Annotated in this window: 18 protein-coding genes; 5 read left to right on the top strand and 13 right to left on the bottom strand. The window is 73.6% G+C overall.

Annotation, left to right across the window (positions count from 1 at the left end; all coding sequences use genetic code 11):
- Positions 1-265: 265 nt before the first annotated feature.
- The gene (locus FOF52_RS16695) at positions 266-1,015 is read left to right on the top strand and encodes a phosphatase PAP2 family protein (RefSeq protein ID WP_248590866.1); all 750 of its coding nucleotides are present in this window, start codon (positions 266-268) and stop codon (positions 1,013-1,015) included.
- 322 nt (positions 1,016-1,337) lie between these two features.
- Positions 1,338-2,108 (top strand): FHA domain-containing protein, encoded by a 771-nt coding sequence (locus FOF52_RS16690; RefSeq protein ID WP_248590865.1) that lies wholly within the window; start codon positions 1,338-1,340, stop codon positions 2,106-2,108.
- Positions 2,109-2,119: 11 nt separating this feature from the next.
- On the opposite strand, the gene FOF52_RS16685 is transcribed toward FOF52_RS16690, so the two are convergent.
- The 6 genes from FOF52_RS16685 to FOF52_RS16660 form a co-directional block, all read right to left on the bottom strand.
- Entirely contained in the window at positions 2,120-3,841 is a 1,722-nt protein-coding gene (locus FOF52_RS16685; protein WP_248590864.1) for a GAF domain-containing sensor histidine kinase, read from the bottom strand.
- Between the two features lie 142 nt (positions 3,842-3,983).
- Positions 3,984-4,490: a universal stress protein gene (locus tag FOF52_RS16680; protein ID WP_248590863.1), complete on the bottom strand. Its 507-nt coding sequence runs from the start codon at positions 4,488-4,490 to the stop codon at positions 3,984-3,986.
- Between the two features lie 81 nt (positions 4,491-4,571).
- On the bottom strand, positions 4,572-6,986 hold the full coding sequence (locus FOF52_RS16675) for a glycoside hydrolase family 65 protein (RefSeq protein WP_248590862.1): 2,415 nt from the start codon (positions 6,984-6,986) through the stop codon (positions 4,572-4,574).
- Positions 6,983-7,759: an HAD family hydrolase gene (locus FOF52_RS16670; protein ID WP_282573586.1), complete on the bottom strand. Its 777-nt coding sequence runs from the start codon at positions 7,757-7,759 to the stop codon at positions 6,983-6,985. The genes FOF52_RS16675 and FOF52_RS16670 overlap by 4 nt, the downstream gene beginning before the upstream one ends.
- 121 nt (positions 7,760-7,880) lie before the next feature.
- Positions 7,881-8,903, bottom strand: coding sequence for a zinc-dependent alcohol dehydrogenase family protein (locus FOF52_RS16665; protein ID WP_248590861.1), 1,023 nt, complete (start codon positions 8,901-8,903; stop codon positions 7,881-7,883).
- A 53-nt stretch (positions 8,904-8,956) separates the two neighbouring features.
- Positions 8,957-9,679 (bottom strand): CBS domain-containing protein, encoded by a 723-nt coding sequence (locus FOF52_RS16660; protein ID WP_248590860.1) that lies wholly within the window; start codon positions 9,677-9,679, stop codon positions 8,957-8,959.
- 316 nt (positions 9,680-9,995) lie between these two features.
- On the opposite strand from FOF52_RS16660, the gene FOF52_RS16655 reads away from it, so the two are divergent.
- Positions 9,996-10,847: a universal stress protein gene (locus tag FOF52_RS16655; protein ID WP_248590859.1), complete on the top strand. Its 852-nt coding sequence runs from the start codon at positions 9,996-9,998 to the stop codon at positions 10,845-10,847.
- A 55-nt stretch (positions 10,848-10,902) separates the two neighbouring features.
- Complete coding sequence (locus FOF52_RS16650) at positions 10,903-13,584, top strand: cation-translocating P-type ATPase (RefSeq protein ID WP_248590858.1); 2,682 nt, start codon at positions 10,903-10,905, stop codon at positions 13,582-13,584.
- Positions 13,585-13,678: 94 nt separating this feature from the next.
- Here FOF52_RS16650 and FOF52_RS16645 read toward each other — a convergent pair whose 3' ends face one another.
- The 6 genes from FOF52_RS16645 to FOF52_RS16620 form a co-directional block, all read right to left on the bottom strand.
- Entirely contained in the window at positions 13,679-14,098 is a 420-nt protein-coding gene (locus FOF52_RS16645) for a type II toxin-antitoxin system VapC family toxin (protein WP_248590857.1), read from the bottom strand.
- Entirely contained in the window at positions 14,095-14,349 is a 255-nt protein-coding gene (locus FOF52_RS16640) for a type II toxin-antitoxin system Phd/YefM family antitoxin (protein WP_248590856.1), read from the bottom strand. Before FOF52_RS16640 ends, FOF52_RS16645 begins: the two co-directional genes overlap by 4 nt.
- 259 nt (positions 14,350-14,608) lie before the next feature.
- The gene (locus FOF52_RS16635; RefSeq protein ID WP_248590855.1) at positions 14,609-15,514 is read right to left on the bottom strand and encodes a universal stress protein; all 906 of its coding nucleotides are present in this window, start codon (positions 15,512-15,514) and stop codon (positions 14,609-14,611) included.
- A 30-nt stretch (positions 15,515-15,544) separates the two neighbouring features.
- Positions 15,545-16,222: a response regulator transcription factor gene (locus FOF52_RS16630; RefSeq protein WP_248590854.1), complete on the bottom strand. Its 678-nt coding sequence runs from the start codon at positions 16,220-16,222 to the stop codon at positions 15,545-15,547.
- 40 nt (positions 16,223-16,262) lie between these two features.
- A complete protein-coding gene (locus FOF52_RS16625; RefSeq protein WP_248590853.1) occupies positions 16,263-17,204 on the bottom strand; it encodes a universal stress protein in 942 nt (313 codons plus the stop codon).
- Positions 17,205-17,269: 65 nt separating this feature from the next.
- Positions 17,270-17,947 carry a helix-turn-helix domain-containing protein gene (locus FOF52_RS16620; protein ID WP_248590852.1) on the bottom strand — a complete coding sequence of 226 codons (678 nt, stop codon included), beginning with the start codon at positions 17,945-17,947 and terminating at the stop codon, positions 17,270-17,272.
- A 266-nt stretch (positions 17,948-18,213) separates the two neighbouring features.
- Between FOF52_RS16620 and FOF52_RS16615 the strand changes: the two genes are divergently transcribed.
- Positions 18,214-19,143, top strand: a complete 930-nt coding sequence (locus tag FOF52_RS16615; RefSeq protein WP_248590851.1) for a universal stress protein — start codon at positions 18,214-18,216, stop codon at positions 19,141-19,143.
- A gap of 75 nt (positions 19,144-19,218) precedes the next feature.
- Here FOF52_RS16615 and FOF52_RS22050 read toward each other — a convergent pair whose 3' ends face one another.
- The gene (locus tag FOF52_RS22050) at positions 19,219-20,841 is read right to left on the bottom strand and encodes an LLM class flavin-dependent oxidoreductase (RefSeq protein ID WP_341849691.1); all 1,623 of its coding nucleotides are present in this window, start codon (positions 20,839-20,841) and stop codon (positions 19,219-19,221) included.
- Positions 20,842-20,861: the final 20 nt, after the last annotated feature.

Here is a 20,861-nt window from a genome sequence, read left to right as displayed (position 1 = left end):
CCCCCAAGCGGCCGGTCCCCCCTGACCGGTCCATGCGCGCACGGTTGAAGGACGTGTGCGCATCCCTGCGACCCCGAGGACCTTCAGCGGCCAGCCATCCCCTTGCACAACCGTGCCGCAGGCCAGCCCACACCCGTGAGACAGCACTGAGCACATGATGCACACATCGCGGATCCGGCCGAGACCGCACTATCCAGCCGGGAGTCCTTTCTCTGTCCGTAGGCGACACGACGGCGCCGACCGCGGTCCCCGAGAGGGGAGGGCGATGACCCGCCCGACGGAACCGAGGCGGTCCGGTGTCGTGGAGTGGCCCAGTGCGAGCGAGATCGCCTGGGGACTGGCATCGGACAAGATCGCGATCCTGTTGGCTGTGGTCCTGGTCACACTCACAGTCCTGTCTGCAGGCGCACTGCAGCCGATCGACGTCATGATCAACACGCTGCCGCGCCCGTTCGAAGACGAGATCAGGACGTTCCTCATCTTATGGCCAGACACGGTCGCTTCGCGAGCCGTGGCCCTCCCCGTTCTGGCCGTCGTCGCCCTGCACCTGGCGTACTGGCACCGCTCCTGGCGGCCCGTGGTGCTCGGCGTCGGCGGAGTGTTCGGAATGATCTGCCTGGTCGCGAGCATGAAGCTGATCCTGGGACGCTCGCACCCGCGCACCAACGACCCCTCCTTCTTCACCGACGGAGGTGTCTCGTTCCCGTCGGGCCACGGCGCCAACGCCATCCTCATCTACGGCCTGGTGCTGTTCCTCATCGTGCGCTACCAGGCGGTTCGGCCGCACATCGTGCCGCGCCTGGCCTACTGCATCGCGGGCATCGCGTTCCTCCAGGCCGCGGTCTCGATCTACCTGCACTTCCACTGGTTCAGCGACCTGGCGACCGGCATGGTCGCGGGGGCCTTCGCCCTGCGGCTGACCATGAAACTGGACGAGATGATCCCCGAGGGGCGCACCGCGAACTGGTGGCCGTTCCACGGCCGGTTCCGGCCGTTCCCCCTCCGCAGACCCTGACCGGGGGCGAGGCTCCGTCCCGGTCCGCAACAGGACCGGTGCACGCAACCGGACGACGGAGCTCCCCCGCCGACCACGGCGCACCGCCACGGGGCCGCGGCCGACCGCCGACAGCGGGACGGCGCCGGGGCGAGCACACCGCCCACCCCGTCCCCGACCACGCGGCCCCGGGCGGAGGCCCGCGGCGCCGAACCGCGGAAACACCGTGGCCGACGCGCGGGTTTTGCGAGAATCGCACCATGACCGACGCCGCGGCTCCCCCCCCGTCGACTCCCCCTCGCACCCGCACCCCCGCGCCACCGTCACCACGCCGGACGGGACCGTGTACGACCTCGCCCCCGGCATGCGGCTGTGCTTCGGCCGCAGCCGCAGAGCCGACATCGTGATCCGCCCCGACGGCCCGAAACTGTCCCGGATCGCCGGGGAGATCGCGGTCGAGGACGGGGGCGTGCGGATCACCAACCGGAGCAGCACCCACCTGCTCCGGGTCGTCATGCGGGGACGAACCACCGACCTGCCCCAGACCGCGGCCGCGACCCCCGCGGCCTCCTTCGTCCTCGTCGAGGGAACGGTGGAGGTCGGCTCGCCCACGATGCACGCCGAACACCAGGTCCTGCGGGTCACCGTCGCCCCCCGGACGCCGGACCCCCGCCCCGAACCGCCCCCCGCCACCGAGGAGACCTCCACCGTGGGGCCGTGGGAGATCGACACGGAGACCCGCTACTTCGCCGTCGCGCTCGCGCTGTGCCAGGACCGGTTGGAGAACCCCGCCGCGAGCGGCCGGGTCCCCACCGCCAAGGAGACCACCCTGGCGGTGCTGCGGCTCACCCACTGCCACCACCACCTCAGCAGGATCCGGGCGGGCGACGCCGCCACACTCGGCCGCCTCACCAAACGCGTCGAGGACCACCTCAAGTACCTGCGGAAACTGCTCAGGGACAAGGGGCAGCTGCCCCGGGGGGTCGAACACCTCAGCAAGCAGAGCCTCGCCCACTACCTGGTCGACCTGGAGATCCTGCGGCCCGAACACCTGGGGCTGCGCACCGACCCCCGCTGGCTGGCGGTCCAGGAGCAGCTGTGGTGGGACGAGTGAACGCGGAGCGGTCACTCCTCCCGGGGCAGCGGCACCTGCCAGCGCAGCAGCGTGCCCCCCTCGGCGCGGCGCACCGCCTCGAAGGAGCCGCCCAGCGCCTCGGCGCGTTCGGCGAGGTTGCGCAGTCCGCTGCGGCGCCCCTGCGCGGGCAGCCCCACCCCGTCGTCGACCACGGTGAGCGTCACCTGTGAGTCCACGTGCACGGTGATGTCGGCGCGGGAGGCCCGGGCGTGCCGTGCGATGTTGGACAGGGCCTCGCTCAGCACGGCGAGCACGTGCTCGGCGACCGGATCGGGCACCGCGCTGTCGATGGGGCCGTCCAGGCGCAGCCCGGCGGAGAATCCCAGCGACTCGGTGGCGGCGTCGACCACGTCGAGGATCTGGTTGCGCAGCCAGGCGCGCCCGCTGTCGACGTTGTGCTGCAACGCGAAGATGGTGGAGCGGATCTGGCGGATGGTGTCGTCGAGGTCGTCGACGGCCTGACGCACCCGCTGCGCCGCACCGGCGTCCTCGATCCGCCGGACCGAGCTCATCAACGACATCGCGATCGCGAAGAGCCGCTGGATGACGACGTCGTGCAGGTCCTTGGCGATGCGGTCGCGGTCCTCCAGGACGATGAGCCGTTCGGCGTCGCGGCGGGCCTCGGCCAGTTCCAGGGTGACCGCGGCGTGCCCGGCGAAGGCGTGCAGCATGTGCACGGTCGGCACGGGGAACGGGAGGCGGCCGGCGCGGTTGCCGAGGATCAGCACCCCGCGGCGGGAGTCGGGAGCGCCCAGCGGCACCAGCATGACCGGTCCGATGTCCAGCCCGTCCAGCAGGTGCGCGGGTTCGAGGGGCTCGCGGACCAGGTCGGTGATGATCGGGTCGGCCCCCCGGAAGGCGCGTCCGGTGAGGGAGCCGTCCATCGACGCGGAGCGGCCGCGGACCAGGGACGCGTCGGGGCCGTCGGCGACCCGCACCACCAGTTCCGCGCCGTCCGAATCGGGCGTGGCGATGGCCACGATGTCGGCGTCGGCCATGCGGCGGGCCTTCTCCGCGACCAGGTGCAGCACCTCGCGGGGCGCGGTGCCGGAGAGCAGGCGCGTGGTGATCTCGTCGGAGGCGTCCAGCCAGATCTCGCGGCGGCGGGTCTCCTCGTACAGGCGGGCGTTCTCGATGGCGATCCCCGCCGCGGTGGCCAGCGCGGTGACGATCGCCTCGTCCTCCTCGTCGAAGACGCCGCGGTTGGCCTTCTCGGTCAGGTAGAGGTTGCCGAACACCTCGTCGCGGACCCGGATCGGCACGCCGAGGAAGGTCCGCATCGGCGGGTGCCCCTCGGGGAACCCCGCGGACTCCGGATGGTCGGCGATGCGCGACAGGCGCAGCGCCTGCGGCTCCTTGATGAGCAGCCCGAGCAGGCCGCGCCCCTCGGGCCAGTGCTCGACGGCGGCGATCTCCTCGTCGTCCATGCCCAGCGGGATGAACCGCTCCAACCGCCCCTCGGCGCCGATGACGCCCATCGCCCCGTAGCGGGCGTCCACCAGGTCCATGGCGGTGGAGACGATGCGGCGCAGCGTGGTCTCCAGATCCAGGCCGGTGCCGACCGAGACCACCGCGTCGAGCAGGGAGCGCACCCGGTCCCGGGTGAGCATGACGGCGTTGATCCGCACCTGGAGTTCACTGAGCAGTTCGTCCAGTCGCATGTGCGGCACGAACACGCTGTCGCGTCCGCCGTTCGGGGTGTCGTCGGCCATCGCCTGCCCTCAACTGCCGGTGTCCGCTCCGTCGCGGTAGACGGTTCTCCGTCCTCACCGCCAGTCTAGGTACGGTGCGGCGAAGGTGACCGCGGGGTGGCGGTTGGCCGGACCACCCCGCGGTCCTGCGGGAAGAACCGGCTCAGACGTTGGCTTCGGCCCGGGCGGCGGGCACGAGGGCCAGCGGTCGCCGCTCGTCCCCGGTGCGCGGGACGTGCGACACGATCACGACGGGGCAGCGGGCCTCCCGCACGCAGGCGGCAGCGGTCGAACTGAGCGTGGGAGTGTCCAGCGAGCGGTGCTCCGGCGTGCCCACCACCAGCAGTTCCGCCTCGGCGGCGGCACGCAGCAGGGCGGGCGCCACCAGGTCGCCGCCGACCACGAACGGAACGATCCGCGGCCAGATCCGTTCGGCCTCCCGCACCGCCCGGTGCAGGTGGCGTACGAGCCGCGAGTGGCGGTCGGTCTGCGAGGGCGGAGCGCCCGCGTAGCTGGGCCGGGTGGCCTGCCCCCTGTCGAGGACGTGCACCACCCACAGCTCGCAGTTCCGGGCACGGGCCTCCTCAGCCGCCCAGTCCAGGGCGGCCAGGGAGATCGCCGATCCGTCGAAGCCGACGACGATCCGGTTCTTCCGCGGTGTCGGATTCATCGAAGCCCCCCTGTCAGCGGATTTCCCTGCCCACTACCCAGCCAACCGGGCGGGGCGACACCCGTCCAGAGGCCAAGGAGGTCACCGGCAGGGACCTCCGTCCCACCGGTCGCCGGGGGCCGGGGACAGCACGCGGTCGTGTCCCGCCGGAACGCGGACGGTGCGCCCCCCTACCTCCACCGTGACGGGCGGAGCGGTCGACGGCGGAACCGTGATCCGCACCCGCCTGCCGTGGCAGCGCAGCCGCAGGCCCCGGTGGCCGCGGTGGCGCAGGACGAAGGAGAGGCGGTCGAGTCCGACGGGCAGCTCCGGGTCGAGACGCAGCACCCCGTCTTGCAGGTCCAGGCCGGGGTAGCAGCGGGTGAGCAGGTCCAGGGTGCCCGCCATCGCCCCCAGGTGGATGCCCTCGGCGGTGGTGCCGCCCTGCACGTCGTCGATGTCGGAGCGCAGCGACTCCACGAAGAACCGCCACGAGGCCGCGCGGTCGACCCGGGCCAGGACCCAGGCGTGCACGACCGCGCTGAGCGTGGAGCCGTGGGAGGTGCGCGCCAGGTAGTACTCGACGGTGCGCGGGACGAGCCCGGGATCGTACGCGTAGCCCAGGTCGGACAGGATGTCGGCGAACTCCTCCGGCGACAGCAGGAAGAAGATCATGAGTACGTCGGCCTGCTTGGACGCCTTGTACCGGTTGCAGGAGTCGCCCTCGGCCTCCAGGATCCGGTCGAGCCTGTGGATGTCGCCGTAGGTGTCCCGGTAGCGTGCCCAGTCCAGTTCGGCGAGGTCCTCGTAGCCGGCGAACTGGCTGATCACCCCGTCGTGGAAGGGCACCCGCATCCGGACGCGGACGTCCTCGAACAGCTCCAGTTCGTCGAAGCCCACCTCCAGGCGCTCCAGGAGCTCCGCCCGTTCCCGCTCCGGCAGCACCGCCAGGACGTCGAGGGCGCGGCGCAGCACCCACACCGTCATGACGTTGGTGTACGCGTTGTCGTCCAGCCCGGGCCCGTCCCGGTCGGGGTACCCCTCGTGGTACTCGTCGGGCCCCATGACGCCGCGGATCACATAGCGGTTCAGCGCACGGTCGAACGTGGCCAGGGAGGCGAAGAACCGGGCGACCTCCAGCAGCAGCTCCGCACCGAAGTCGAGGAGGAAGTCCACGTCGCCGGTGGCCTGGTAGTGCTGCCACACGTTGTACGCGACGGCGAGGCCGACGTGGCGCTGCAGGCGGGAGTTGTCCGGCAGCCAGTGTCCCGACCTCGGGTTGAGGTGCAGCAGCTGCGTCTCCTCGCGGCCGTCGCTGCCGCTCTGCCAGGGGAACATGGCGCCGCGGTGCCCGCAGGCGCGGGCCGCGGCCCGCGCCTGCGGCAGACGCCGCCACCGGTACCGCAGCAGAGCCCGCGCGACCTGCGGGAACCGGGTGTTGAGAAAAGGGAGGACGAACAGTTCGTCCCAGAAGACGTGGCCCCGGTAGGCCTCCCCGTGCAGGCCGCGGGCGGGCACGCCGACGTCGAGGTCCGCGGTGTGCGGCGACAGCGTCTGCAGCAGGTGGAACAGGTGCAGGCGCAGCACCCGGAGCTGCTCGGTGTCGTCGACCTCCACGTCGGACGCCTGCCACAGGCGCCGCCACGCGGCGGCGTGGCGGCGCAGCAGGCCGTCGAAGCCGGCGGCGTGCGCGGCGGTGTCGCGCGCCGCGTCCAGGCAGTCGCTGACCGCGCGGTCGCGGGAGGAGTGCACCGCCACGGTCTTCGCCACGGTGACCTGCCCGCCCCGGGACACCGGGATCTCCAACTCCTGCTCGACCAGGTCGTCGTGGGAGGTCACGCGCACCGCCCGCGGGGCGGGTCCCCGGACGACCGCGGTGCGGGCCGCCACCGCGATCTCGATGCGCGAGGTGGCGGTGCGGGTCCGCAGCCACATCCGTCCCTCCTCGTCGCCCCCGCTCCCCTCGGGGCGCAGGTGCGCGCCGTCGAGGTCCCGGTAGCGGGCCACCCCGGAGTTGGTGACGCGCCCGTCCAGGCCCGTCCGGACCGTCAGCGTGCCCTCCCAGTCCTGCGGGACCAGGGTGGTCTCCAACGCGGCGACGTGCCGCTCGTCCATCGAGACGAGGCGGCGCTGGACGAGCCGGGTACGGTGCCCCCGCCCGTCGACGACCACGCCGGTGCGGGTCAGCACGCCGCGCCGCAGGTCCAGTTCGAGCCGCTGGCCGGTGACGTCGGCGCCGTCGCCCAGCCACGGCCCGTCGGCGGCGCGGAAGGTGAACGGAAGCCAGTTGGGGATGTTGACGAGGTCCTCGTTGACGACCTCGTGGCCGACGACCACGGAGGTGAGCCGGTCGTAGCAGCCCGCGAGGTAGCTGCCCGGGTAGTGCACGCCGTCGGCCCGGGCCTCGGGGGCCGCGCCCCGCGTGGCGAGGTAGCCGTTGCCGAGGGTGCACAGCGCCTCCCGGAGGCCCTCGGAGGCCGGGTCGAATCCGTCGTAGCGCAGCAGCCACGGGCTCACGGGGACACCTCCGCCCCGGCGAGTTCCAGTTCCGCCAGGTCGGCCACGACCACGTGCGCCCCCCGCGCGCGCAGCTCGGCGCGCTGGTGCGCGCGGTCCACCCCGACGACCAGCGCGAAGCCCCCGCGCCGCCCCGCCTCGACCCCGGCGAGGGAGTCCTCCACCACCACCGCGTCGTCGGGGGAGACGCCCAGACGGCGGGCCGCCTCCAGGAACAGGGCGGGGTGGGGTTTCCCGGGCAGTTCCAGCCGGGCCGCGTCGACGCCGTCGACCCGCGCGTCGAACAGGTCCGAGACCCGCGCGGCCCGCAGCACCGCGGCGCAGTTGCGGCTCGCCGAGACCACCGCGGTGGCCACCCCCCGTTCCCGCAGCCGGCGGACGAGACGCACCGTGCCCGGGTAGGCGGTGACGCCGTACCGGTCGACGTAGTCCCTGAAGTAGCGGTCCTTGCGGTCCCCCAGCGCGGACACGGTGATGGTCCCGGGACGGTCGGGCGGCGCGGTCTCGGGCAGGGCGAGGCCGCGCGAGGCGAGGAAGGCGCGCACCCCGTCGGAGCGCGCCCTGCCGTCGACGTGCCTGCGGTAGTCCTCGGCGAGGTCGAACGGCCGGAACCGCGGTCCGCCGCTGCGGGACAGGTCGAGGAGGAACTCGTCGAAGGCCCGTTTCCAGGCGGCGGCGTGCACCGACGCGGTGTCGGTGATCACCCCGTCCATGTCGAGGATCACCGCGGCGATCCGGTCGAGGGGGAGGACTGCCCTGGTTCGGTGGTTCACCGCCACCACGCTCCCTTCAGGTCGTTCGGGTACGGCCGCGGCGGCGTCGCCCGCGGCCGCCGGAACGCGGACCGCGGACGGCACGCACCGCCGTGCCGGCGGCCGGGGAACGCCGGCACGGTCACCGGGGGACGGTGAGGACGGCGGCGCCGTTCACCCGGTCGGCGGCGAGGTCGGCCAGCGCCTGGTCGGCCCGGTCGAACGGGTACGGGGTGGTCGCCACGGTCAGCGGGTGCTCGGCCGCGAAGGCGAGGAACTCGCGGGCGTCGGCGCGGGTGTTGGCGGTGACGCTGCGCAGGGTGCGTTCCTGGAACAGGTCGCGCCGGTAGTCGAGCGCGGGGATGTCGGTGAGGTGGATGCCCGCCACCGACAGGGTGCCGCCCCGGTCGAGTGCGCGCAGCGCAATCGGCACGAGGTCGCCGACCGGGGCGAACAGGATCGCCGAGTCCAGGGGTTCGGGCGGGGCGCCGTAGGCGTTGGTGGCGCTGGCGCAGCCCAGCTCCAAGGCGAGGGCCCGGGCCTGCGGGGACCGGGTCATGACGTGCACGGTGGCCCCGCGCGCCACGGCGACCTGCGCCGCGAGGTGCGCCGAGGCGCCGAAGCCGTAGAGGCCGAGCACGCCGCCCTCGGGCAGTTCGGCGCGGTTGAGCGCCCGGTAGCCGATGATCCCGGCGCACAGCAGCGGAGCGGCGGTGCGCGCGGAAAGCCCCTCGGGAAGCGGGTGGACGTAGCGTTCGTCGGCGGTCAGGTACTGGGCGTACCCGCCGTCGGCGTCCCACCCGGTGTAGGTGGAGTCCGGGCAGAGGTTCTCCGCCCCGCGCCGGCAGTACCGGCACTCGCCGCAGGTGGAGCGGAGCCAGGCGACGCCCACGCGGGTGCCGTCGGGCACGGTGCGGGCGTCGGGGCCGCGGGCGACCACCCGGCCGACCACCTCGTGGCCGGGAACCGTGCCGGGACGCTTCGGCGGCAGGTCGCCCTCGGCGAGGTGCAGGTCGGTGCGGCACACCGCGCACGTCTCCACCTGGACGAGCAGTTCCCGGCCCGTGGGCCGCGGCACTTCCCGGACGACCCGGCGCAGCGGACCCGCCGCGAGCGGGCCGGGGCGGTCGACGATCCAGGCGGACATCTCCTCTGCAGCGGCCATGAGTCACCTCCACCACGGTGCCGGGCAGGCGGACGGGAGCGTGCGGCGCCGCCTCACCAGGAGTCACCGCGCCAGTGCACGTACTCGGGGACGACGTCGTCGATGCGCCAGTCCAGGTCGCTGACGACGTCCACCACTCCCTCCAGGTGGCCGACCCGCCGCACCAGGGTCTGGGCCAGACTGCGCCGTTCCACGGTTCCCCACAGGGTGACCACGCCGTCGTCGACGGAGAGGGCGGGGGGCTCCCCCCGCACCGGCCGGATGGTCTCCACCAGTTCGGCGTGCACCTCCTTGGCGAGGTCCTCGTCGTCGCGGAGGAACACCATCAGCAGGTCGCGGCGGGTGACCATGCCGGCGAGCCGGTTGCCGTCGGTCACCACCGGCAGCTGCTTCACGCCGTGCCGCTCCATCGTCCGGGCGGCCTGCGTGACCGGGGTGTCCGGGAAGACGGTGATCGCGGGGTGCGACATCAACTGGTCGGCGCGGTTGGCCGCGGCCTTGGCCGCGCTGCTCCCCGCGTGCGGTCCCACGCCGCTGAGCCGGGCGCGCAGCCGGGCGCGCAGCGGCGGCGAGTAGTCGTCGTCGCCGGTGAACTCCTCCTTGTGGAGCAGGTCCTCCTCCGACACCACGCCGACGACCAGACCCTCCCGGTCCACCACCGGCAGCGCGCTCACCCGGTGCCTCACCAGGGTTCTGACGATGTCCTTGAAGCTGGCGTCCTCGGTCACCGAGGGCGGTTCGGCCGTCATGACGTCACGGACGACGGTGCTGCCCATGCTGTTCCACTCCCCCCGGAACCTGGCGGACCGGCCACGCGGCGGAAGGCGTCCGGCCCCCGCGCCACACCGGACGCATGCCACCCCCCGGGCCGGGTAGTCCGCTCTCATCGCCTTCTGCCCACCACTGTGCGACTCGCAACACCTTTTTCGGTAGTGCCTTACGTCCCGCGGAGGCCGGACCCTCGTACCGCGCGGCCGAGGCCGTCGCCTCCGAGGTCGCGGGACCGCGGTGTCGGCGGGCGGGGCCCGCGGCCCGGAGCGGCCGGGCCGGCGGCGGTGACAGGTCGGACGGAAGCGGGAATCGGAGGTCGGCATGGAGCGAACGGTCCTGGTCGGGGTCGACGGGTCCGCGGAGGCGCTGGACGCCGTCGTGTGGGCGGCCCGCGAAGCCGAACGGCGGCACTACCGGCTGTCCCTGGTGAGCGCCTACGTGATGCCCGTGGCGGAGGCCGCGTTCGGCTGGCCCCCGGAAGCGATCCGGGAGGAGGCGCAGGGCGTCGTGCGCACCGCCCGGGAACGCGCCCTGGAGACGGCGTCCGGCCTGGAGGTCGTCGACTCCGTGATCGTGGACTCCCCGGTGTCGGCGCTGCTGCGGCAGGCCCGGGACGCCGCGATGGTGGTGGTCGGCCTGCGGGGCCGGGGCGGTTTCCCGGGACTGCGGATCGGTTCCGTGGCCTACCGGGTGGCGGCGCACGCGCCGGTGCCGACCGTGGTGGTCACCGGAACGGTCCCGGAGGAGGACACCGAGGTCGTGGTGGGGGTGAGCGGCACCCGCCGGTCCGACCACGTGCTGGCGGAGGCGTTCGAGGCGGCCACACTGGGCGGCAAGCGGGTGCGCGCGGTACGGGCCTGGTCGGAGCCGATCCTGCCGTCCGCGGGCATGCGGCCGCTGCTGTACGAGCCCGAGGCGGTGGAGGCCGCACAGGCCCGGGAACTGGAAGAGGAACTGCGGCCGTGGGAGGAGCGCTACCCGGACGTCGCCGTGGTCCGCGACGTCGTGGAGGCCCCCGCGGTGGTCGCCCTCACCGAGGCGGGGCGGACGGCCCGCCTCGTCGTGGTGGGGGCGCACAGCAGTCGGGGGATCACCCGGCTGGCGTTGGGCCGGGTCGCCCACGGTCTGCTGCACAACGCGACCCGCCCGGTCATGGTGGTGCCCGTCCGGTGAGTGCCGGCGGCGCACCGGCGGGGCGGGGCCGCTCCGGTTCCGGGGGGAGGGCCGGATGACCGGGCCTGCGGTACGGGACCGGAAGTGGCACGCCGTCCCGGTCGGGGAGGTGTTCGCCGCGCTGGGGACGGCCCCCGACGGCCTGAGCGACGAGGAGGCGCGCCGCCGCCTGGAACGCCACGGTCCCAACACGCTGGAGGAGGCGCCGCCGCCGTCGGCGGTCGCGGTGTTCCTGCGCCAGTTCGCCAGCCCGGTCATCGCCATCCTGCTGTTCGCCCTCGCGCTCACCGTTGTCCTCGCGGAGTGGCTGGACGCCTCGGTGATCGCGGCGGCGCTGCTGGTCAACGCGGCCATCGGGTTCGTTCAGGAACGCCGGGCCGAGCAGGCGGTGCGGGCGCTGACGAACCTGAGCCAGCCGCACGCCCGGGTCGTCCGGGGAGGCCGCCGCCTGGAGGTGGCGAGCGCCTCCCTGGTGCCGGGGGACGTGGTGCTGCTGGAGTCGGGCAGCCGCGTACCGGCCGACATCCGCCTAGTGGAGGCGCACGCCCTGGAGGTCGACGAGTCGATGCTGACCGGGGAGTCCGAACCGGTCGGCAAGTCCACCGAGACGGTGGCCGCGGAGACGGGCCTGGGGGACCGTCCCGGTGTCGGGTATGCGGGGACGATGGTGGTCAGCGGACGCGGCACGGGCGTGGTGTACGCCACGGGCGCCGGGACCGAACTCGGCGCGATCGCCGGACTCCTCAAGGACGAACCGGAGACGGCCACCCCCCTCAAGGAGCGGATGGGCCGGCTGTCGCGGATCATCGCGCTCGCGACGCTGGTCTCCGCGCTGGCGGTGATGGCGCTCGGGCTGCTGCGGGGCGGCGACCCGGTGGAGCTGCTCCTCGTGGCGGTGGCGCTCGCGGTCGCGGCGGTGCCCGAGGGCCTGCCGATCGTGCTCACCGTGGCGTTGGCGATCGGGGTGACCCGGATGGCGCGGCGCAACGCCGTCGTGCGGCGGATGCCCGCGGTGGAGACGCTGGGCAGCGCCACCGTCATCGGGTCGGACAAGACGGGCACCCTCACCGAGAACCGGATGACGGTGCGGCGGCTGTGGACGCCGGTGGACGGCGAGACCGGTCCGGCCGCGGTCCGCCCGTACCGGCACGACGTCGCCGCCGCCGACCCCGAGCACGTCGACCCCTACCACCTGGTGCTGCTGTGCGGGGCGTTGACCAACGAGGCCCGGACGCGCGCCGAGGAGGGGACGGACCAGGCCTGCGGCGACCCCACCGAGGTGGCGCTGCTGGACGCGGCCCACGACGCGGGACTGCTGCACGCGGCCCGTGACGCGGTGTTCCCGAAGACGGCGGAGGTGCACTTCGAACCCGCCCGCCGCTTCTCGGCCACGGCCCGCCGCTGGGGGGACCGGGAGGTCCTGTTCGTCAAGGGCGCCCCCGAACGGGTGCTGGCGATGTGCGACGCCCAGGTGGCGGAGTCCGGCACGGAACCGGTGCGCCCCGACGGCCTGCACGCGGCGGGGGAGCGGATGGCCGCGCAGGGGCTGCGGCTGCTGGCGCTGGCGGTGAGCAGGCCGTACGAGCCGGGGGCGGCGCCGGTCGACCCGCACGACCCGTCGGGGCTGGTGCTGCTCGGCCTGGTCGGCATCATGGACCCGCCGCGCGCGGGGGTGCGCGAGTCGGTGCGGGCCTGCCACGAGGCGGGGATACGGGTGGTCATGATCACCGGCGACCACGGGGCCACCGCCCGCGCGATCGCCGCGGAGCTGGGCATCTGCGAGCCGGACGCGCCCGTGCTCACCCACGACGAGATCGCCGGCCTGGACGACGGGCGGCTGCGCGCGGCGGTCGCGGACGTGGACGTCTACGCCCGCATCCCCCCGGAGGGCAAGCTGCGGCTGGTGCGGGCGCTGGAGGCCGACGGCGAGGTGGTCGCGGTGACCGGGGACGGCGTCAACGACGCGCCCGCGCTGAAGGCGGCGTCGGTGGGGGTGGCGATGGGCCGGGGCGGCACCGACGTGGCGCGGGAGGCCGCGGACATCGTGCTCGCCGACGACGACTTCACCACGATCGTGCACGCGGTGGAGGAGGGGCGCGTCACCTTCGACAACATCCGGCGCGCCGTGTTCTTCCTGGTGTCCACCGGCGCGGCGATGATCCTGGCGCTGACCGCCTCCACCCTGATGGGGTGGCCGCTGCTCATGGTGCCCGCCCAGCTGCTGTGGCTGAACCTGGTGACCAGCGGCGTGCAGGACATCGCCCTGGTGTTCGAGCGCGCCGAGCCGGACCTGCTGCGCAGGCCGCCGCGGTCCAGCGGGGAGGGCATCCTGTCGGCGCTGCTGTGGCAGCGGATCGGGGTGACCGGTGCGGTGATGGCGGTCGGCACGCTGGCGATGTTCTGGTGGGAGTGGCAGCGCAGCGGGTCGCTGACGGCGGCGCAGACGGCGGCGCTGACGACGATGGTGGTGTTCATGGCGTTCCAGGCGGGCAACGCCCGTTCGGCCACCCAGTCGGTGCTGCGGGTGCCGCCGCACCACAACCCGTTCCTGGCGGTGGCGACGGCCGCCGCGGTCGCCCTGCACGTGGCGGCGCTGTACTTTCCGCCCACCCAGGTCCTGCTGCGGGTGGAGCCGCTGGAGGCCGCCGCGTGGTGGCGCCTGGTGCCGGTGGCGGCCGGCGTCCTGGTGGTGGTCGAGGCCGAGAAGGCGGTCCGCCGGGCACTGGCCCGCCGCTGAACACGCGGCGCACGCCTGGGCACACTGCCTTGTCCCCAGGGCCATCGGCGTGGTCGAAAATGGCCCTAGGGACAGGATCGCTGCAAGGCCGGGGTCAGAAGGACGGTCCTTCCTCAAAGGGATTGAGGACCGGAACGCCCGGAGGGAAGTCTTTGGTGTTGCGGGTCACCAGAGTCATCCCGTAGACCTTCGCGGTCGCTGCCAGTAAGCCGTCGACCGTGGGAAGCGGGTCGGGGAAGCTCATCCGTCCCCACTCGACGGCTACAGCGTCGGTGACGGGAAGGAGGCGGTCGGCGTAGCCGATCCGTAGACGTTCCAACCAGTCCTCGAACACGGCGGCCTGGCGGGGGTCGCGTGCTCTCAGCCGCGCGATGCCGCGTGCGATTTCGCCCACGACGAGCACACTCAGATAGAGGTCGGCCGAGGACACCGTCTCCTGCCACCGGCGCACACTCGGATGGCAGTTCGGCTTGCGTATCTCGGAGATGACATTGGTATCGACGAGGTACTTCACGCCTCGTCTCCCAGGTCGATCTCGCGCGGGTGGTCGGTCGGTCGAGACAGGTCCAGGTCGTCCATGCTCGGGCCCGAGAACAGGAATTCCTTGAAGTCCTGGGTCCGGCCGATCAGCCGGTGGTACTCCTCGATATCGAGGACCACGACGTCTTCCTCGCCGTGCCGGGTGACGATCTGCGGCCCCTCGGTCTTGGCGCTGCGGACGAGTTCGCTGAATCTCTGCTTGGCTTCCTGGATCTGCCAGTGCATCGCTATCACCTTCACATCCGAAAAGCCTAGACTGTCTAGATACTACGGTGTGGAGGTTGTGGAAGAAAGCCCGACACGCTGGGCGTCTGTGGACACCGTGGAAACCGCCGTGATCTTGACACGAGCGGGCATGAAATCGCAGGTCATGGCCGGTTTTTGTCAAGACCATCGGATGTGGGGTGGCGGAGCGCGACCATCCTTCTTTTGACCGGCACGGGATTCCCCGAGCCGGGGTCGGTCCTCTCGACGGCGTCGCCGGTCAGCGCTTCCTCGCGTGGACCACCATCACCGGGCAGTACGTGTGGGTCAGCAGGGTCTGGCTGACCGAGCCCAGCAGCATGCCGGTGAAGCCGCCGCGGCCCCGGGAGCCGACCACCACCAGGTCGGCGTAGTGCGACTCGGCGATCAGCACCTCGGCGGGGTGGCCGGTCAGCACCTCCTCCTCCACGTGCACGTCCGGGTGGCGCTCCCGCAGGCCGGCCAGGGACTCCGAGAGGCGGCGGCGGGCCTCCGCCAGGGCCGCCGCGCGTTCCGGGTCGTTCAGGACCTCGGGGGCCTCCATCGCGGCGAACACCCCGTGGGAGGAGCGGCCCGCCACGGCCACCGCCCGCAGCGTCGCCCTCCGTGCGTCGGCCGCCGCGAACGCCCGGTCCGCCGCGGCCAGCGCCGCCGGGGAGCCGTCCACGCCCACCACCACGCGGCCGGTGGGCGCCCCCGTCTCCCGGTCGGGCACGATGACGGCCGGGCACTCCGCCAACGCCGCGAGCTGGAGGCCGACCGAGCCGAGCACCACCGCGCGCACCCCCGACAGCCCCCGGGAGCCCGCCACGATCAGGTGCGCCCCCTCGGACTGCTGCAGCAGGGTGGGGGCGACCGCGCCGACCACGTGCAGCGCGTCCACCTCCACCTCGGGCTCCCGCTTCCGCACCCGGTCCACGGCCTCGTGCACCACCCGCCGGGCGTAGTCGTCCAGGGCGAACTCGTCCAGGTCGAACCCGCGCGCGCTGTGCGGCACGCGCTGGCGCAGCGGCCAGTCGAACGCGTGCACCACGCGCAGCCTCCGCCGCAGCAGCCGCGCCTCCCGCGCCGCCCAGTCGAGGGCGCGGCGGCTCGCGTCGGTGTCGTCGACCGCGGCCACGATCAGTCCGCTGTTGACTCCGGGCATGACCCCTCCTCCGGGGGAACGGATCGGGTGCTACTCGGTGCGGCGTCGGGCGGACTCCGCCTCCGCCTTCAACTGGGCCGCGTAGGCGGCGGCCTGGGTGCGGCGCTGCATGTCCAGCTTGGCCAGGATGCTGGAGACGTAGTTCTTCACCGTCTTCTCCGCGAGGAAGACGCGTTCGCCGATCTGCCGGTTGGTCAGCCCCTCGCCGATGAGGTCGAAGATGCGGCGCTCCTGCTCCGACAGGCGCGCCAGCGGGTCCTCGCGTTCCGACCGGTCGCGGATGCGCTCCATGATGCGGGCCGTGCTCTGCGGGTCCAGCAGCGACCCGCCGCCCGCGACGGTGCGCACCGCGCCCACCAGGTCCGCGCCGTGGATCTGCTTGAGCACGTACCCGGCGGCCCCCGCCATGACCGCCTGGTACAGGGCCTCGTCGTCGGAGTAGGAGGTGAGCATCAGACAGGCCAGCTCCGGCAGGCGGGAGCGGACCTCCCGGCAGACCTCCACGCCGCTGCCGTCGGGCAGGCGCACGTCGAGCACTGCCACGTCCGGACGTACCGCGGGGATGCGGGCGATCGCGTCGGCGGCGGTCGACGCCTCGCCGACCACCTCGATGTCGCCCTCCGCCTCCAGGAAGGCCGCGACGCCGCGCCGTACCACGTCGTGGTCGTCCACCAGGAAGACCCGGATCGGGTCAGCGGTTTCCGCCATCGGTTTCCGTCCTTCCTCGGCGGGGGCAGCCCTCTTACTCCTACCCGGTCCGCGGGGTGGTCGACCGTCCGCTGGACGTGCCCTGCTCTCTGGGGCGCGCCGGGACGACCGCCACCGGGCAGCGCGCGTAGCGCAGCACCCCGCGGCTCACCGAGCCCAGGTCCTTCAGCGTCTCCATGATGCCGTGCCCGTGGCCCTGGGAGCCCACCACGAGCAGGTCCGCCCGGTTGCTCTCGGCGACCAGGACCGGGACCGCCGCGCCCGGCACGACCTCCTGCTCCACCGGCACGTCCGGGTACTCGGCCCGGCGCGCGGCGAGGAGCCGGGAGACGCGGTCGCGGGCCTGCTCCGGGGACGGCGCCTGGTCGGCGGGCCAGGGGCCGCCGCGCTCCTCGGGCCAGGCGAACACCGACGGCTCCCACGCCAGCACGACCCGCAGCCGGGCCTGCCACAGCCGGGCCAGTGCGAAGGCCAGGTCGACGGCGGGGTGTGAGGCCCGTGACGTGTCGGTGCCGACCGCCACGCGGGAGACCGCGGCCGCGGACGCCCCCTCCGGGACGACCACCACCGGGCAGGAGGCGCGGAGCACCAGGTGGGCCGTTGCCGACCCGGTCACCAGCGACTCCACTCCGCCGTATCCGTGGGAGCCGACCACCATCAGGTGGGCGTGGCGGCTCTCCCGTTCCAGGAGGCGGTCGCGGGACCCCGCCAGCACCTCCCCGCGGACGTCGAGGTCCGCGTCCACCTGACGGGCGCGTGCGACACGGTCGTCGACGAGCGCCCGGGCCGCTTGGGCCAGCCGCTCGGTGGACTCCTCCCGCGGCGGCAGGCCGAGGCGGGCCAGCAGTCCCGGTTCGGGGACGTGCACCACGCGCAGCGGCCGCCGCGCACGGGCCGCCAGGAGCACGGCCCAGTCGAGCGCGCGGTCCCCGTTGGCGGAGCCGTCCACCCCGGCCACGATCGGACGCTGCGCCTCGGGCATCGCCGGACCCTCCTCGGGGCCGCGTGACGGGTCCGGCGGGTCCGCCGGACCGGGCGAACCGGGAGTCACCTCGGAGGTTCGTGGGCGATGCGGCGTCCGGTGACGCGTTTGGGAATGACGGTGACGAACAGGTCCCGTTCCCCGGCCGCCCACGGCTGGACCGGTGCGGTCTCCCGCAGGCGCGCCAGTTCCACCGGGTCGCGGACCGGGCGGGCCCGGCCGACCACCAGCACGCTCCAGCCCTCGCTGGTCGCCCCGTCCAACCGGTCCACCTCGAAGGAGATGTACTCGTCGGCCGCGTGTTCGGCGATGAGCCCGTATCCCGTGGTGCGGAAGATGATGGTCTCGTTGCGGACGAGGAAGTTGACGGGCAGGACCGTCGGGGCCGACTCCCCGGGCACGGTGAAGGCGATGCGGCCCACTCCGCCGGCCTTGATCAGCTCCAGGCACTCCTGGGAGTCCAGTTCCTCCATTCTCGGCCGGGGCACGTGGGTGACCTGCGAGCCCTCGGGTTCGTCGAAGCCCGCTCCCAGCAGCGCCTCCGGGGAGGTGCGCAGCGCGTCGGCGAGGCGGGACAGCGCCCCCGGGCTGAGGTTGGGCGGATTGCGTTCCAGATAGTCGATGTAGCCGGCGGCCATGCCCGCGCGTTCGGCCAGCTCCTCCTGGGAGAGGCCCAGTTCGGCGCGGCGGTAGGCGACCCGGCGGCCGAGGTCGCCCCGGGCCCTTTGGTCCTTGACGTTCACGAGGTCCTCCCGGTTCTGTGTCCCTCACCAGTCGCGACTAACCCTTTTCGGTCCGATCATGCTCGGTGCGGCCGGACCTATGGCGGGCCGTTCGGGCCGACCGGCCGGGACCGAGGTCCCAGCCGGGGATGCGGGGGGCGTTCCGGGGCAGGGGGAGCGAAGGACGAACGTCCCACCCGCTCTGTTCCGATGGGCACTGTCCGCCCCGCGGCGGTTCGGGATAGCACGGAGTGAGGAGGAAAAACGGCGGGGAGACGGAGGTCCGGGTGGCGACGAAGAGCGTGGAGCGGGTGGTGGAGCGGAACGGCGAGCACACCCGGTTCGGAGTCGTCGTGGGGGTGGACGGCTCCGACGAGGGGTGGGGGGCCCTGGACTGGGCCGCTCGCGCCGCGGTGGAGCGCGGCACGGGGCTGCGGATCGTGTACGCGATGGTCGACCCGTTCGGCGCGGAGGCCGGGGACCTCCGGGAGCGCGTCAGCGCGCTGCTGGTCCGGGCCGAGGACCGGGCGCACGCCGCCTGCCCGGAGCTGGCCGTGCGGACCGCGGCCTTCGAGGGAGGGGCGGTCAGCACGCTCAGCGCCGTCTCCGCGACGGCGGAGCTGCTCGTCGTGGGGACGCGCGGGCACGGCGCGCTCGCCTCGCTGCTGCTCGGGTCGACGAGTGTGGGCGTCAGCGCCCGGGCGGCCTGCCCGGTCGTCGTGGTCCCGCCGGGCGCGGACGCCGTGCGCAGGCACGGCTGCCAGGTCGTGGTGGGGGTGGACGGCTCCGAGGTCTCCGCCGAGGCGCTGCGGTTCGCGCTGCGGGAGGCCGCGCGCATGGACGGCTCCCTGACGGTGGTGCACGGCTGGCAGCTTCCGGCCCCGCTGGACCCGATGGCGTTGTCCGCCGCCGGGTACACCATGAACTTCGATGTGTTCGAGGGGCGCACCAGGAAGTACATCGACGACCTGGTCGACCGGGCCCGCGCCGAGGAGGCCGTGGACGTCCCGGTGGGGGTGCGGGTCGTCTACGAGCACCCCGTCCAGGCGCTGCTCGACGCGGGCCGGTACGCCGACCTGGTCGTCGTGGGATCCCACGGGAGGGGGAGCGTCGCCGGGCTGCTGCTCGGCTCGGTGAGCCAGTCGGTGCTGCACCGCGCGACCTCGCCCGTCGCGGTGGTGCGGCACCGCCGGCAGGACGAGGACTGGGAGTGGTGAGCCGCCGCGGGCAGCGGTGACCGGAGGGCGGGCCGTGCCGGGCGGCCCGCCCTCCGGTGCGTCCGCCGCGCCAGGTCAGCGCCGCAGGGAGCGGACCTGCCCCGCGTAGAACCCGTAGCGGGCCAGCGGTTCCACCAGTTCCCGCTCCTCGTAGGCCAGGTGCGACAGCAGGACGTCGGTGAGGACGTCGACCGCCTCCTGCAGCGGAGCGAAGTCGCCGGGGTGGTTGATGAACGCGACCAGGGCGCTGTCCACGTCGTTGAGGACCCGGTGGATGACGTGGTGCTCCTCGGTGAGCCGGTCGATGACGGGCTCCAGCGCCTTCTCCTGGGCGCGCAGGTGCGGGAAGACCGAGGTGTCCTCCAGGGTGTGGTGCTGGGTGACCACCCGGCAGTAGGAGGCGCAGTAGGCGCCCAGGCTCCAGTTGTTCTGGCGCAGGGTCATCTGGTTGATGGCCGAGCGGGCGTCTCCGGCGCTGAGCGTGCCCGCCCGGACCTGGTCGATGAGGTCCCGCAGGCGGTCGAGTTCGGCGCGCAGCTGGTCGTGGACGTCGATGAGGTGCCGGCCGAGGGCGCGGGAGACGTCGTCGTAGCTGACGTCGGGACCGGACTCGGGGCGGGTGGGGCGGGTGCTCTCGTCCCACAGCTCCCGGCTGCGCGGGCTGAGGCGGGTGCCGTCGTCGGGCGTGGGGGTGACGCCGAGGCGTTCGTACTGGCCGCGGCCGGGGGCGGCGGGCGGGGCCTGCTCCTGCGGGGCGGGCGCTTCGGTGGTGAGCACGGCGCCGGGGGCCTCGGCGGGGCGGGGGCGGGACCGTTCCGCGGCGACGAGTTCCCGGACGGCCGGGGCCACCTCCTGGCCGAACCGCTGGATGGTCTCCGAGTGGTCGGTGCCGAGGAGGAACACGCTCACCCCGTCGTCGAGGGCGAGTCCGGCGAGCTCCTCGACCCACTGCTCGACCGGCCCGTTGAGGAAGCCGCCGCCCGACCGGGCGAACACGCCGTTGACGTTGAGCAGGCGGCGGACGGCGGAGGGGGAGCGGCCCGCCTCGGCGGCGGCCTCGTCGATAACCGCGTTGCCGCGGGCGAGGTCGTCGAGGCCGGACAGGTAGGGCACGGACGGCAGCCACCCGTCGGCGGCGCGGCCGACCAGGCGCAGCATGCGCGGCTTGTAGGCGCCCAGCCAGATCTCGATGGGGTGGGCGGGCGCGGGGCCGCGTTTGGCGCCCGCCACCCGGTGGTGCTCGCCGTCGACGCGCAGCGCGCGGCGTTCGTCGGCGGCCCAGATCCCGCGGATGATCTCGATGGCCTCGGCGAGTGCCCGGACGCCCTGTCCGGGGGTGAGGCGCTGCCCGCCCATGGCCTCGATGCCGTCCCAGAAGGCGCCCGCGCCCAGGCCCAGTTCGATCCGGCCGCCGCTGAGCAGGTCGAGGCTGGCCGCGCTGCGCGCCAGGACGGCGGGCTGGCGCAGCGGCAGGTTGAGCACGTTGCCGGCCAGGCTGATCCGCTCGGTGCGGGCGGCCAGGTAGGACAGCAGGGTCCAGGTGTCCAGAAACGCGGACTGGTAGGGGTGGTCCTGGAAGGTGGCCAGGTCCAGTCCGGCCTGCTCGGTGAGCTGGGCGAGTCCGACCACCCGCTCGGGATCCTGGTTGCTCGGGGTGAGGAAGGTGCCGAAACGCAGTTCGTGGCCGTAGTCGGTCAAGGGTGGCCCCCCGATAGGTT

It is taken from the genome of Thermobifida alba, from assembly GCF_023208015.1.
In the GTDB taxonomy this organism is placed as follows: domain Bacteria; phylum Actinomycetota; class Actinomycetes; order Streptosporangiales; family Streptosporangiaceae; genus Thermobifida; species Thermobifida alba.
This window is presented reverse-complemented; position numbering and strand designations above follow the sequence as displayed.

What these genes read in the sequence shown, in the direction of transcription:
- FOF52_RS16695 (WP_248590866.1), top strand. Translation starts at nt 266, where the DNA reads ATGACCCGCCCGACGGAACCGAGGCGGTCCGGTGTCGTGGAGTGGCCC.
- FOF52_RS16685 (WP_248590864.1), bottom strand. Translation starts at nt 3,841, where the DNA reads ATGGCCGACGACACCCCGAACGGCGGACGCGACAGCGTGTTCGTGCCG.
- FOF52_RS16680 (WP_248590863.1), bottom strand. Translation starts at nt 4,490, where the DNA reads ATGAATCCGACACCGCGGAAGAACCGGATCGTCGTCGGCTTCGACGGA.
- FOF52_RS16665 (WP_248590861.1), bottom strand. Translation starts at nt 8,903, where the DNA reads ATGGCCGCTGCAGAGGAGATGTCCGCCTGGATCGTCGACCGCCCCGGC.
- FOF52_RS16660 (WP_248590860.1), bottom strand. Translation starts at nt 9,679, where the DNA reads ATGGGCAGCACCGTCGTCCGTGACGTCATGACGGCCGAACCGCCCTCG.
- FOF52_RS16655 (WP_248590859.1), top strand. Translation starts at nt 9,996, where the DNA reads ATGGAGCGAACGGTCCTGGTCGGGGTCGACGGGTCCGCGGAGGCGCTG.
- FOF52_RS16650 (WP_248590858.1), top strand. Translation starts at nt 10,903, where the DNA reads ATGACCGGGCCTGCGGTACGGGACCGGAAGTGGCACGCCGTCCCGGTC.
- FOF52_RS16640 (WP_248590856.1), bottom strand. Translation starts at nt 14,349, where the DNA reads ATGCACTGGCAGATCCAGGAAGCCAAGCAGAGATTCAGCGAACTCGTC.
- FOF52_RS16635 (WP_248590855.1), bottom strand. Translation starts at nt 15,514, where the DNA reads ATGCCCGGAGTCAACAGCGGACTGATCGTGGCCGCGGTCGACGACACC.
- FOF52_RS16630 (WP_248590854.1), bottom strand. Translation starts at nt 16,222, where the DNA reads ATGGCGGAAACCGCTGACCCGATCCGGGTCTTCCTGGTGGACGACCAC.
- FOF52_RS16625 (WP_248590853.1), bottom strand. Translation starts at nt 17,204, where the DNA reads ATGCCCGAGGCGCAGCGTCCGATCGTGGCCGGGGTGGACGGCTCCGCC.